Annotated in this window: 11 protein-coding genes; all 11 read left to right on the top strand. The window is 43.7% G+C overall.

Annotated elements, in window-relative coordinates; all coding sequences use genetic code 11:
* Positions 1-4 precede the first annotated feature (4 nt).
* On the top strand, positions 5-358 hold the full coding sequence (gene ftsL, locus ACQVGT_RS12575; protein WP_003232200.1) for a cell division protein FtsL: 354 nt from the start codon (positions 5-7) through the stop codon (positions 356-358).
* A 5-nt stretch (positions 359-363) separates the two neighbouring features.
* Positions 364-2,508 (top strand): penicillin-binding protein 2B, encoded by a 2,145-nt coding sequence (pbpB, locus tag ACQVGT_RS12570; RefSeq protein ID WP_015483200.1) that lies wholly within the window; start codon positions 364-366, stop codon positions 2,506-2,508.
* A 115-nt stretch (positions 2,509-2,623) separates the two neighbouring features.
* Positions 2,624-4,564: a stage V sporulation protein D gene (locus ACQVGT_RS12565; RefSeq protein ID WP_015483201.1), complete on the top strand. Its 1,941-nt coding sequence runs from the start codon at positions 2,624-2,626 to the stop codon at positions 4,562-4,564.
* Positions 4,565-4,739: 175 nt separating this feature from the next.
* The gene (locus tag ACQVGT_RS12560) at positions 4,740-6,224 is read left to right on the top strand and encodes a UDP-N-acetylmuramoyl-L-alanyl-D-glutamate--2,6-diaminopimelate ligase (RefSeq protein WP_015483202.1); all 1,485 of its coding nucleotides are present in this window, start codon (positions 4,740-4,742) and stop codon (positions 6,222-6,224) included.
* 111 nt (positions 6,225-6,335) lie between these two features.
* On the top strand, positions 6,336-7,310 hold the full coding sequence (mraY, locus tag ACQVGT_RS12555) for a phospho-N-acetylmuramoyl-pentapeptide-transferase (RefSeq protein ID WP_003232192.1): 975 nt from the start codon (positions 6,336-6,338) through the stop codon (positions 7,308-7,310).
* The gene (murD, locus tag ACQVGT_RS12550) at positions 7,311-8,666 is read left to right on the top strand and encodes a UDP-N-acetylmuramoyl-L-alanine--D-glutamate ligase (RefSeq protein ID WP_015383601.1); all 1,356 of its coding nucleotides are present in this window, start codon (positions 7,311-7,313) and stop codon (positions 8,664-8,666) included.
* A 60-nt stretch (positions 8,667-8,726) separates the two neighbouring features.
* A complete protein-coding gene (spoVE, locus tag ACQVGT_RS12545; protein ID WP_003244810.1) occupies positions 8,727-9,827 on the top strand; it encodes a stage V sporulation protein E in 1,101 nt (366 codons plus the stop codon).
* A gap of 120 nt (positions 9,828-9,947) precedes the next feature.
* Complete coding sequence (gene murG, locus ACQVGT_RS12540; RefSeq protein ID WP_015383602.1) at positions 9,948-11,039, top strand: undecaprenyldiphospho-muramoylpentapeptide beta-N-acetylglucosaminyltransferase; 1,092 nt, start codon at positions 9,948-9,950, stop codon at positions 11,037-11,039.
* 31 nt (positions 11,040-11,070) lie between these two features.
* Positions 11,071-11,982, top strand: a complete 912-nt coding sequence (murB, locus tag ACQVGT_RS12535; RefSeq protein WP_015383603.1) for a UDP-N-acetylmuramate dehydrogenase — start codon at positions 11,071-11,073, stop codon at positions 11,980-11,982.
* 129 nt (positions 11,983-12,111) lie between these two features.
* The gene (divIB, locus tag ACQVGT_RS12530) at positions 12,112-12,903 is read left to right on the top strand and encodes a cell division protein DivIB (RefSeq protein ID WP_003232178.1); all 792 of its coding nucleotides are present in this window, start codon (positions 12,112-12,114) and stop codon (positions 12,901-12,903) included.
* Entirely contained in the window at positions 12,900-13,595 is a 696-nt protein-coding gene (locus ACQVGT_RS12525) for a DUF881 domain-containing protein (RefSeq protein ID WP_015483203.1), read from the top strand. The genes divIB and ACQVGT_RS12525 overlap by 4 nt, the downstream gene beginning before the upstream one ends.
* Positions 13,596-13,610 lie beyond the last annotated feature (15 nt).

Raw genomic sequence — 13,610 nt, 5'->3', positions numbered from 1 at the left:
GCCTATGAGCAATTTAGCTTACCAACCAGAGAAACAGCAGCGGCATGCGATCAGTCCTGAGAAAAAAGTGATTGTCAAGAAAAGGGCTTCCATTACTCTCGGAGAAAAAGTGCTTCTTGTCCTCTTTGCTGCGGCGGTGCTCAGCGTATCGCTTTTGATCGTATCGAAGGCGTATGCGGCATATCAAACCAATATTGAGGTGCAAAAGCTTGAGGAGCAAATTTCATCCGAAAATAAGCAAATTGGTGACCTCGAAAAAAGCGTTGCTGATTTAAGCAAACCGCAGCGCATTATGGACATTGCGAAAAAGAACGGCTTGAATTTAAAAGATAAAAAAGTGAAAAACATACAGGAATGATTCAAATGCCAAAAAAGAATAAATTTATGAATAGAGGAGCAGCGATTCTAAGTATTTGTTTCGCTCTCTTTTTCTTTGTCATCCTGGGGAGAATGGCATATATTCAAATAACCGGAAAAGCGAACGGCGAAGTGCTTGCGACAAAAGCGACAGAGCAGCATGAAAAGAAACGGACCATCGAAGCGAGCCGCGGCTCGATTTTAGACCGAAAAGGAAAAGTCATTGCAGAGGACACAGCGACGTATAAACTGATTGCGATTCTCGATAAAAAAATGACCACTGATGTCAAGCATCCTCAGCATGTTGTAAACAAAGAAAAAACGGCAGAAGCATTGTCTAAAGTGATAAACTTGGACAAGGCCGACATCCTTGATATCTTAAATAAGGAGGATGCAAAACAAGTCGAGTTTGGCTCAGCTGGCCGGGATATTACGTATTCGCAAAAGCAAAAAATCGAAAAGCTGAAACTCCCGGGCATTTCATTTTTACGGGATACAAAACGCTATTATCCAAACGGTGTTTTTGCATCCAATTTAATCGGCTATGCCGAGGTTGATCAAGAAACAAATGAAATTTCCGGCGCGATGGGATTAGAAAAAGTGCTGGATAAGTATTTGAAGGAGCGCGACGGATATGTGACATATGAAAGCGACAAATCCGGCTGGGAGCTTCCGAACAGCAAAAATAAAATTAAAGCGCCAAAAAATGGTGACAATGTATATTTAACCATTGACCAGAAAATTCAAACCTTTTTGGAAGACAGCATGACAAAAGTAGCGCAAAAGTATAATCCGAAAAAAATCATGGCCGCAGTTGTCGATCCGAAAACGGGCAAAGTCCTTGCTATGGGACAGCGCCCAAGCTTTGATCCGAACAAGCGCGATGTGACAAACTACTATAATGATTTGATTTCATATGCGTATGAACCCGGATCAACGATGAAGATTTTCACACTCGCTGCTGCAATGCAGGAAAATGTGTTTAATGCGAACGAACAATATAAATCAGGAACATTTGAAGTTGGCGGAGCACCTGTTAAGGATCACAATAACGGAGTAGGCTGGGGTCCGACAACATATCATGACGGCGTCCTAAGGTCGTCGAATGTCGCTTTTGCGAAACTGGCGAAAGAAAAGCTGGGATATGACCGCCTCAATCAATATTTGCACAAATTCAATTTTTACCAGAAAACAGGTATTGATTTACCAGGAGAAGTCTCCAGTAAAATCAACTTTAAATATGAATTTGATAAGGCGTCAACTGCATACGGCCAAGCGTCTGCGGTCACACCAATTCAGCAGCTTCAGGCTGCGACGGCAATTGCGAATGACGGTAAAATGATGAAACCTTATGTGATTGACCATATCGTTGACCCAGATAAAGATAAAACTATTTATCAAAATAAGCCGGAATCAGCCGGAACTCCGATTTCTGCAAGCACTGCGAAAAAGGTGCGGGATATATTGGGAGAAGTCGTTACATCGAAGATCGGAACAGGGCAAGCTTATAAAATCGAAGGTTTTGATGTTGCCGGGAAAACAGGTACTGCGCAAATAGCCGGTAAAGGCGGATATTTAGACGGCACAGATAACTATATCTTTTCGTTTATGGGTATGGCACCAAAAGATGATCCTGAGCTTTTAATTTATGTTGCTGTACAGCAGCCGCAGTTAAAAGCAGGACAGAGCAGTTCAGAACCAGTATCTGAAATCTTCAACCCAACAATGAAAAACAGCCTGCACTACCTAAACATTGAACCAACTGAAAAATCTGACTCAGATAAGGAAGAAACAAAAGCACAGACAATGCCTGATTTAACAGATCAAACGGTAGCTGCTGCTCAAAAGAAAGCAAAAGAGGAGAATCTCACACCAATTGTCATCGGCAGTGATGTCGCTGTAAAAGAACAGTATCCGGAAGCGGGTGAGGAAGTTCTCACCAATCAAAAGGTCTTCCTGAAAACGGGCGGTAAAATCAAAATGCCTGATATGACAGGCTGGTCGAGAAGAGAGGTTCTGCAGTACGGTGAGCTCGCGGGAATTCATATTGAAGTAAACGGGCAAGGCTACGCTGTCAGCCAAAGTGTTAAGAAAGACAAAGAAATCAAAGACAAAACCGTAATCAAGGTCAAGTTTAAAAATCCTGATTAAAAAGAAAGCTTGCGTTATGCAGGCTTTCTTTTTTTTATGCCTAGAGGAGCATCGTTCTACCTGTCCAATTTCAGGCATAAAATGAAACAAGCCTAAATAAGGAGTGAACGGTCTCTTGCGCGTCTCGAATGTAACGGTTAGAAAACGTTTATTATTTGTTTTGCTTTTTGGCGTGATCGTGTTTCTGATCATTGATACAAGGCTGGGGTATGTTCAGTTTGTGATGGGCGAAAAACTGACTTCGCTGGCGAAAGATTCCTGGAGCCGGAACTTGCCGTTTGAGCCGGAGAGAGGCGAGATTCTGGATCGGAATGGTGTGAAGCTCGCAACAAATAAAAGTGCGCCGACCGTATTCGTCGTGCCGCGCCAAGTTCAGAATCCGATGAAAACGAGCAAGCAGCTTGCGGCGGTGCTCAACATGTCAGAAGAAAAAGTATATAAACATGTGACTAAAAAAGCGTCAATCGAAAAGATCACTCCTGAAGGGAGAAAAATTTCAAATGAGAAGGCGAAGGAAATCAAAGCGCTTGATTTAAAAGGTGTGTATGTTGCGGAGGACAGTATCCGTCATTACCCGTTCGGCAGCTTTTTATCTCATGTGCTTGGATTTGCAGGAATTGACAACCAAGGGCTCCTTGGACTTGAAGCCTATTACGACGATGATTTAAAAGGGGAAAAAGGTTCTGTTAAGTTTTATACAGATGCCAAGGGTAAAAAAATGCCTGATGAAGCGGATGACTATACGCCGCCTAAGGATGGGCTTGATATGAAGCTGACGGTTGATTCAAAGGTCCAGACGATAATGGAAAGAGAGCTTGATAACGCTGAGGCCAAATATCATCCGGACGGCATGATTGCCGTAGCCATGAATCCGAAAAACGGAGAAATCTTGGGGATGTCTAGCAGGCCTGACTTCGACCCTGCTGATTACCAATCTGTTGATCCGTCCGTCTACAATCGAAATCTGCCAGTATGGAGCACGTATGAACCGGGATCTACCTTTAAAATTATTACACTTGCAGCAGCCCTTGAAGAGCAAAAAGTAAATTTGAAACGGGATCAATTTTATGATAAAGGGCATGCGGAAGTGGACGGAGCGAGACTGCGCTGCTGGAAAAGAGGCGGGCACGGGCTGCAGACGTATCTGGAAGTTGTGCAGAACTCCTGCAACCCGGGGTTTGTTGAATTAGGCGAGCGCTTAGGAAAGGAAAAGCTTTTCAAATATATCAAAGACTTTGGTTTTGGACAAAAAACGGGGATTGATCTCCAAGGCGAGGGAACAGGCATCTTATTCCCGCTTGAGAGAGTGGGCCCTGTGGAGCAAGCAACTACGGCTTTCGGACAGGGAGTATCCGTCACACCGATTCAGCAGGTTTCAGCAGTATCCGCCGCTGTAAACGGAGGAACGCTCTACACACCTTATATTGCAAAGGAATGGATCGATCCTGTTACGAAGAAAACGGTCAAAAAACAATCACCAATCGCAAAGAAACAAGTCATTTCTGAGGAAACATCCAAACAAATCCGCTATGCTCTAGAAAGCGTCGTCGCAGAAGGCACCGGCCGCAATGCATTTGTAGAAGGATATCGTGTCGGAGGAAAAACGGGAACTGCACAAAAGGTTAAAGATGGAAAATACCTTGAGAACAACCATATTGTATCATTTATCGGTTTCGCGCCAGCTGATGATCCGAGTCTAGTCGTCTACGTTGCGGTGGATAACCCGAAAGGCACGATTCAGTTTGGCGGAACGGTTGCAGCGCCTATTGTCGGAAATATTATGAGAGACAGTCTGCCGGAACTTGGTGTGAAGCCCCGGAAAAATCAAATCGAGAAAAAATACCAATGGAACGACACAAAAACAATAGAAGTTCCGAATGTTGTAGGGATGTCTGTCTCAGATCTTGAGTCACTATTGGTGAATCTCAATGTGGATGCTTCCGGGAAAGGGAGCAAAATCGTTAAACAATCGCCAGCTGCCGGAACGAAAGTAAAAGAAGGCTCAAAGATACGCGTGTATTTGACTGAAGAAGATGAAAAGGAGGCAGCCGATTGATTCGGGCTGCCTATTCTTTTATTGCAGAAAAAATGCTGATATCTTTCAAGATTAGCTGGATGTATCCTTTTATTTACGCTAAAATATGAACTGTATGCTTAAAATCATTACCACATCATTTGATGTGACTTCAATGATAAAAAGAACGAATTAGAATGTTGAGAGGTTTGATACGATGAAACTTACAAAGCTGCTTACATACTTAACAACCGAACCTTCTGTAAACGACTCACAAGACCCTGAAATAACTTCAATTGAGATGGACTCCAGAGAAGTAAAGAAAGGGAGTCTTTTTGTATGTGTAAAAGGGTATACGGTGGATGGCCACGATTTTGCGCAAAAAGCAGTAGAAAACGGCGCAGCGGCTATTGTGGCAGAACGAGAGGTCGATGTGAATGTTCCTGTTATTATTGTCCGGCAGTCACTTCGCGCGCTCAGCGTTTTGTCTGATGCGTTTTACGGACAGCCGACGAAGAAGCTTCAGCTGATTGGGATAACAGGGACAAACGGCAAAACATCAACGACCCACATGGTCGATGAGATTCTGAAAAAAGCGGGAAAACGCACAGGCTTGATCGGTACAATGTACATGAAAATCGGAGACGAAACACTTCCTGTTAAAAACACGACTCCGGAAAGCGTCACGCTGCAGAAAACGTTTAAGAAAATGAATGACAAGCACGTTGACACTGCAATCATGGAGGTTTCTTCCCACGCTTTGTCTTTAGGACGCGTCCATGGCTGTGATTATGATATTGCCGTGTTTACGAATTTAACACAGGACCATCTGGACTATCATAAAACGATGGATGAGTACCGGCATGCAAAAAGCTTGCTCTTTTCCCAGCTTGGCGGGGCTTTCAACCATGAACATCCAAAGCGTGCCGTCCTGAATGCTGACGATGAGGCGAGCGCTTATTTTGAAAAGGTAACAGCTGCGCATATCTCTACATACGGAATTAAAAACGATGCTGATGTGATGGCGAAGAACATCAGTATCACTGCACAGGGCACAAGCTTTGATCTCGTGACAAACAAAGGCACGAAGCACATCACGATGTCTCTCGTCGGACAATTTAATGTGTATAACGTGCTGGCCGCTGTTGCAACATGTATTGCAGCAGGCATACCGTTTGAAATCATCACTGAGGCTGTTGAAGAATTGCATGGTGTAAGAGGACGTTTTGAATTGGTCAATCAGCAGCAGGAGTTTCCTGTCATTGTAGACTACGCGCACACACCGGACAGCCTTGAAAATGTGCTGGAGACATGCAGAGATATGACGGAAGGAAAGCTATTTGTCGTTGTCGGTTGCGGAGGAGACAGAGATAAGACGAAGCGCCCGAAAATGGCTAAAATTGCTGTGAAGCTGGCTGACGAGCCGATTTTCACGTCAGATAACCCGAGAAGCGAAGATCCTCGCGCGATTTTAAGAGATATGGAAGCCGGAGTAGAGAACGCATACTATCACAGTATTGCAAACCGCGAGCAGGCGATCTTTTTCGCAATTGCCAATGCCAAAAAAGGCGACGTTGTCCTCATTGCCGGAAAAGGACATGAAACCTATCAGCAGATCGGAAATGAAACTTTCGATTTTGATGATGCTGAAGTAGCGGCGAGAGCCATTGTTGAACTCAATAAGAATAAGACGAATTCATAGGAAAGAGATGTTACTGAATAATGGAGCTTGAAAAGATTTTTCATATGGAAAAAAATCATGAATATGATAACTACGTATGTCGTTTGAAAGAAACAGGAGGAGAAAAGGACAATGCTTGAGCAAGTCATTCTGTTTACAATTTTAATGGGGTTTTTAATTAGTGTTCTGCTCTCTCCGATTCTTATTCCGTTTTTAAGAAGATTAAAATTCGGCCAGAGTATTAGAGAAGAAGGACCGAAATCACATCAGAAAAAATCAGGGACACCGACAATGGGCGGGGTCATGATCATACTTTCTATCATAGTGACAACAATTGTGATGACACAGAAGTTCTCAGAAATAAGCCCCGAAATGGTGCTGCTTCTGTTTGTTACGCTAGGCTACGGTTTGCTTGGCTTTTTAGATGATTACATCAAGGTTGTCATGAAGCGCAATCTTGGGTTGACATCAAAGCAAAAGCTGATCGGACAAATTATTATTGCAGTTGTATTTTACGCTGTGTATCATTACTACAATTTTGCGACGGATATTCGCATTCCTGGAACTGACTTATCATTTGATCTTGGCTGGGCTTACTTTATCCTTGTGCTCTTTATGCTTGTCGGCGGATCAAACGCAGTTAACCTGACTGACGGCCTTGACGGGTTATTATCCGGTACTGCGGCGATTGCCTTTGGCGCCTTTGCCATTCTGGCATGGAATCAGTCTCAATATGACGTAGCGATTTTCTCAGTTGCCGTTGTCGGTGCAGTTCTGGGCTTCCTTGTATTTAATGCTCATCCGGCCAAAGTTTTTATGGGAGATACGGGATCGCTTGCATTGGGAGGAGCCATCGTTACCATTGCCATTTTAACGAAATTAGAGATCCTGCTGGTTATCATCGGCGGTGTATTCGTTATCGAGACATTATCCGTTATTTTGCAGGTCATCAGCTTTAAAACGACAGGTAAACGAATCTTTAAAATGAGTCCGCTTCATCACCATTATGAGCTTGTCGGCTGGTCTGAATGGAGAGTAGTCGTGACGTTTTGGGCTGCGGGACTTTTGCTTGCCGTTTTAGGAATTTACATCGAGGTGTGGTTATAAGTGGAAAATGATCAATTTTTACAGAAACAGCATTTTTTAATCCTTGGGCTTGCGAAAAGCGGATATGCGGCGGCCTCCATTCTTCATGAAAAAGGCATTTATGTTGCAGTCAATGATCAAAAGCCTTTTGAAGAAAATGAACCGGCACAAAAGCTTTCTGAAAAAGGAATCGAAGTTGTTTGCGGAGAGCATCCAGTTTCTCTGTTCGATCAGCATCAAATCACGATTCTGATCAAAAACCCGGGAATTCCTTATGAAAATATTATGGTTCAGGAAGCGGAGAAACGAGGCATTCCGGTTTGGACGGAAATTGAGCTCGCTTACTACCTGACCAGCGCCAAGTTTATCGGGATTACCGGATCGAACGGTAAAACGACCACAACAACGCTAATTTACGAAATGCTCAAAGCTGACTCGCAAAAAGCACTGATTGCCGGAAACATCGGCACAGTCGCAAGTGAGGTTGCCTATCATGCTGATGGAGATGAATGGATCGTTACTGAACTGTCTTCGTTTCAGCTGATGGGAACACACGCTTTCAGACCGGAAATCAGCCTGATTTTAAATGTATTTGACGCCCATCTGGATTATCACCATACGCGCGAAAACTATGAAAAAGCGAAACAGAAAGTGTACCTTCATCAGACTGCTTCAGATAAAGCCATTGTCAACCAGGATGATGAAACCGTCGTGCGTCTTGCTGAAGCCGGAAAAGCCGAAATCGTCCCATTTTCAGTCAGCAAAACGCTTGAACAGGGCGCATATGTAAAAGACAGTATGATTATGTTTAACGGCGAAGCCATTCTTCCTCTGGAAGAGGTTGTGCTGCCCGGTGCTCATAACCTGGAGAACATTTTAGCAGCTATTGCAGTTGTGAAAACGGCAGGAGCATCCAATGAGGCGGTTAAAAAGGTGCTGACAAGCTTTACTGGTGTGAAACACCGCCTCCAATATGTCACAACTGTGAATGGCCGCAAATTTTATAACGACAGTAAAGCAACAAACATTCTGGCGACAAGCAAGGCGCTTTCAGCTTTTGATAAGCCGGTCATTCTGCTTGCGGGCGGACTGGATCGCGGAAATGGTTTTGATGACTTGAAACCTTATATGAAGCATGTCAAAGCAGTGCTTACATTTGGCCAGACGGCGCCAAAACTCGAGAAACTCGGCAATGAACTGGGAATACAACATGTCAAACGTGTCGATAATGTTGAACAAGCAGTATCTGCGGCGTTTGCGATCTCAAATGAAGGAGATGTCATCCTGCTGTCACCCGCGTGTGCGAGCTGGGATCAATTCAAAACATTTGAAGAACGCGGTGACATGTTTATAGATGCCGTGCATATGCTTAAGTAAGGGCTTGTCTTGAAGTAAATCGGCAGCCCTAATGACTTTAAGCTTGGGGTGTCGATTGCTTTGACTACTAAAAAAACATCGCCTGATTTGTTATTGGTCATCATTACGTTATTATTATTAACAATCGGATTAATTATGGTGTACAGTGCGAGTGCGGTATGGGCGGATTATAAATTTGACGACTCATTCTTTTTCGCGAAACGGCAGCTTTTGTTTGCGGGAATCGGTGTCATTGCTATGTTTTTTATCATGAATGTTGATTATTGGACTTGGAGGACATGGTCCAAATTGCTGATGGTTATCTGCTTTTTCCTTCTGGTGCTTGTTTTGATACCGGGCGTCGGAATGGTGCGGAATGGTTCAAGAAGCTGGATCGGAGTCGGAGCATTCAGCATACAGCCTTCAGAGTTTATGAAGCTTGCGATGATTGCATTCCTTGCTAAATTTCTCTCTGAAAAACAAAAAAACATCACATCGTTCAGACGGGGGTTCGTCCCCGCACTTGGCATCGTGTTTTCAGCATTTTTGATTATCATGTGCCAGCCTGACCTCGGAACGGGGACAGTTATGGTCGGAACTTGTATTGTCATGATTTTTGTAGCCGGCGCGCGGATCGCTCATTTCGTCTTTCTCGGGCTGATCGGCCTCAGCGGTTTTGTCGGGCTCGTATTATCGGCCCCATATCGAATTAAGCGGATTACCTCATACTTAAATCCATGGGAAGACCCGCTCGGAAGCGGATTTCAGATCATTCAATCGCTTTATGCAGTGGGGCCCGGCGGGTTGTTCGGAATGGGGCTCGGACAAAGTAGACAGAAGTTCTTTTATCTGCCTGAGCCGCAAACAGACTTTATTTTCGCCATCTTGTCAGAGGAGCTGGGCTTTATCGGGGGAACACTTATTTTGCTCCTCTTCAGCGTCCTGCTGTGGAGAGGTATCAGAATTGCGCTTGGTGCGCCTGATCTGTACGGAAGCTTTGTCGCAGTCGGCATTATTTCAATGATTGCCATTCAAGTCATGATCAATATCGGCGTAGTCACGGGCCTGATTCCTGTAACAGGCATCACGCTCCCGTTTTTGAGCTACGGAGGCTCTTCATTGACTCTAATGCTGATGGCAGTTGGTGTGCTGCTGAATGTAAGCCGCTACTCGAGGTATTAACGAATGTATGTCCAAGCTTCCTGTCTAACATGAAGCTTGGAAACAATTGATGCGATAACCCTGTCCAACAAAACAGGGTTATCGTTATGTTATAGAGAAACTTAGACTGGGGGAAAAGAAATGCGAATTGCAATAAGCGGAGGCGGTACAGGGGGACATATTTATCCTGCGCTTGCTTTTATTAAAGAAGTGCAAAGACGTCATCCTAATGTGGAATTTTTATATATCGGAACAGAAAACGGGCTGGAGAAAAAAATTGTTGAGCGGGAGAATATACCGTTTCGTTCAATTGAAATTACAGGATTTAAAAGAAAATTGTCATTTGAAAATGTCAAGACTGTGATGCGTTTTCTGAAGGGCGTCAAAAAGAGTAAATCGTATTTAGCGGAATTTAAGCCCGATGCCGTAATTGGAACGGGCGGTTATGTATGCGGGCCGGTTGTCTATGCCGCTGCGAAAATGGGAATTCCGACTATTGTCCATGAACAAAACAGCCTGCCGGGCATCACGAATAAGTTTCTTTCAAAATATGTTAATAAAGTAGCGATTTGTTTTGAAGAAGCGAAATCACATTTTCCTAGCGAGAAAGTTGTATTTACGGGAAACCCGAGAGCCTCTGAAGTCGTCTCAATAAAGACGGGACGATCAATGGCTGAATTTGGGCTTTCTGAAGACAAAAAAACGGTCTTAATTTTCGGCGGTAGCCGAGGCGCTGCACCGATTAACCGCGCTGTCATTGACATGCAGGATGCGCTGAAAACAAGAGACTATCAAGTGCTGTATATCACCGGTGAAGTTCACTATGAAAAAGTAATGAATGAGCTGAAAAGCAAGGGTGCCGCTGATAATATGGTCACAAAACCGTTTCTTCATCAAATGCCTGAGTATTTAAAGGCCATTGATGTCATTGTGGCCAGAGCCGGTGCGACAACGATTGCCGAAATTACTGCTCTCGGAATCCCAAGTGTTCTGATCCCGAGTCCATATGTGACAGCGAATCACCAGGAGGTCAATGCGAGATCTCTCGGCCAGCATGATGCGGCGATTGTACTGAAAGAAACAGAGCTCAGCGGGGAGAAGCTGATTGAAGCGCTAGACCGGATTGTACTGAATGAGCAAACGTTAAAGGAAATGAGCGAACGAACAAAGTCACTCGGTGTTCCTGACGCGGCTGCCCGTTTATACAGCGTACTCGAGGAATTAAAAAAATAATAGAAAAGCAAATGGAATGCGGAGGTTTACGATGGAGAAAGTGATACAGGAATTAAAAGAACGCGAAGTCGGCAAGGTTCTTGCAAATGAACCGCTCGCGAATCATACAACGATGAAAATCGGCGGACCTGCGGATGTATTGGTCATTCCAAGCAGTGTAGATGCTGTTAAAGACATCATGGACGTGATTAAAAAATATGATGTGAAGTGGACAGTCATCGGTCGCGGATCAAATCTTCTTGTTTTAGATGAAGGAATTAGAGGCGTAGTAATCAAGCTGGGTGCGGGTCTTGACCACTTGGAGCTTGAAGGGGAGCAAGTAACAGTCGGAGGCGGTTATTCAGTGGTCCGCCTTGCTACATCATTGAGCAAAAAAGGCCTGTCCGGTTTGGAATTTGCTGCCGGCATTCCAGGATCAGTCGGCGGAGCGGTTTATATGAATGCCGGCGCTCACGGTTCTGATATGAGCCAGATCCTCGTCAAAGCCCATATTTTATTTGAAGACGGAACGATTGAGTGGCTGACAAATGAGCAGATGGATTTCAGCTACAGGACATCTGTACTGCAAAAGAAACGCCCGGGCGTTTGCCTTGAAGCTGTTTTGCAGCTGGAGCAGAAGGATAAGGAATCAATCGTTCAGCAAATGCAAAGCAATAAAGACTATAGAAAAAATACACAGCCGTATTCAAGCCCTTGTGCGGGAAGCATATTCAGAAATCCGCTTCCGAATCATGCCGGGAATCTTGTAGAAAAAGCAGGCTTGAAAGGATATCAAATCGGCGGTGCAAAGATATCGGAGATGCACGGAAACTTCATCGTCAATGCGGGGGGAGCATCAGCAAAAGATGTGCTTGATCTCATTGACCATGTGAAAAAGACAATCCGTGAAAAATACGAGATTGATATGCACACAGAGGTTGAAATCATCGGCGGAAATCGCTGATTCAAGTTCTGACTGAAGCTGTTCATATGATATACTGTAAGCAAACGACAAACGGCATCATAGTATGCCGTTTGTTTTGGAATAGACAGACTTTTAACAGCTGTTTCATTTGAATGAGGTGAACAGGCAATGAACCCGGGTCAAGACCGAGAAAAAATCGTTAACATTGAAGAGCGGATCCCTAAAATTAAAGAGCAGAGGAAACAAAAGGCAAACCGCCGTCTCATTTCATTTATTATGCTCTTTTTTATTATGGTGCTGATCATTGTGTACCTGCAAACACCAATCAGTAAAGTATCAACAATCTCTGTTACAGGGAATGAAAATGTATCAAAAAAGGAAATTATCGACCTTTCCGATATTAACAGCGGAGATACTGAGTTTTGGAGTTTGGACAAGCAAAAAACAGAAAAGAAGATTCAGCAAAATAAATTAGTGAAAAAAGCGGAGATCAGCAAATCGCTTCCTAATAAAATCAACATTGCAATCGAAGAATATAAAGCGATTGCTTATTTAGAAAAAGACGATGTGTACTATGAAGTGCTTGAAAACGGCTCAGTTCTGCCAAACGAAGTAACGCCGGATGATGCCGGACCGATTTTAGTGAATTGGACAAACGCGAAGAAGCGGTCTCAAATGGCCAAGCAGCTCGATGCGTTGTCAAATTCGTTAAAACAGTCGATTTCAGAAATTTATTATACGCCTGTAAAAATGGATGAAAACCGTATTAAGTTGTACATGAACGATGGTTATGTTGTCACTGCATCTATTAAAACGTTTGCAGACCGAATGAAGACGTATCCTTCTATCATTTCTCAGCTAAGCAGCAATAAAAAAGGAATCATTCATTTAGAAGTTGCCACCTATTTTGAAGAGTTTGGGAAAAACGATAAAGCTGCTAAAAAGGAAGATGAAAATTGAGGGGCAAATCAGCAGTCCTTCTTTCCTTGATTATGCTTATCGCAGGCTTTTTGATTTCATTTTCTTTTCAAATGACAAAAGAAAACAACAAAAGCGCGGCTGAGACGGAAGAGTGGAAAAAAGAATATGCGCTGAGAGATGAACTTCTGAAACAAGAGAAAGAAAATAAGAAGCTTGAAAAAGAATTATATCAAAAGCAAAACAAAGTCCGCCAGGCGGAAAATAAGCTGAAGAAAGAGAAGTCGGAATACTATAATGTCCTCGAAGATACAGAAAAATACAGGATGTATATTGGGGAAGTCGGTGTGCAGGGAGAAGGCGTTGAGGTGACATTGGAAGATGCGTCATACATACCGGAAGGGGAGAATGTGAATAGTTACATCGTTCACGAAAGCCATATCTTCCAAGTAGTAAACGAACTGTATATCTCAGGAGCGGCAGCTGTCGCCGTTAATGGACAGCGTTTGACGCATGATTCGTATATCAAATGCAATGGTCCTGTGGTAACAGTAGACGGGGTGCAGCATCCCGCTCCGTTTACGGTATCCGCTATTGGAGATCCAGATGTCCTGCTGCCCTCGTTAAATATCGCAGGAGGCCTAATTGATCAGCTGTCAATGGATCATATTTCTGTGTCGGCAGAAAAAGAGAAAAACGTACAAATGAAACCGATTCTGAAAACGAAGGAATGACTGAAAAAGCGGGTG

It is taken from the genome of Bacillus sp. SCT118, from assembly GCF_058566435.1.
Note: the sequence above shows the minus strand (reverse complement) of the source record. Positions and strands in the feature narration are given on the sequence as shown.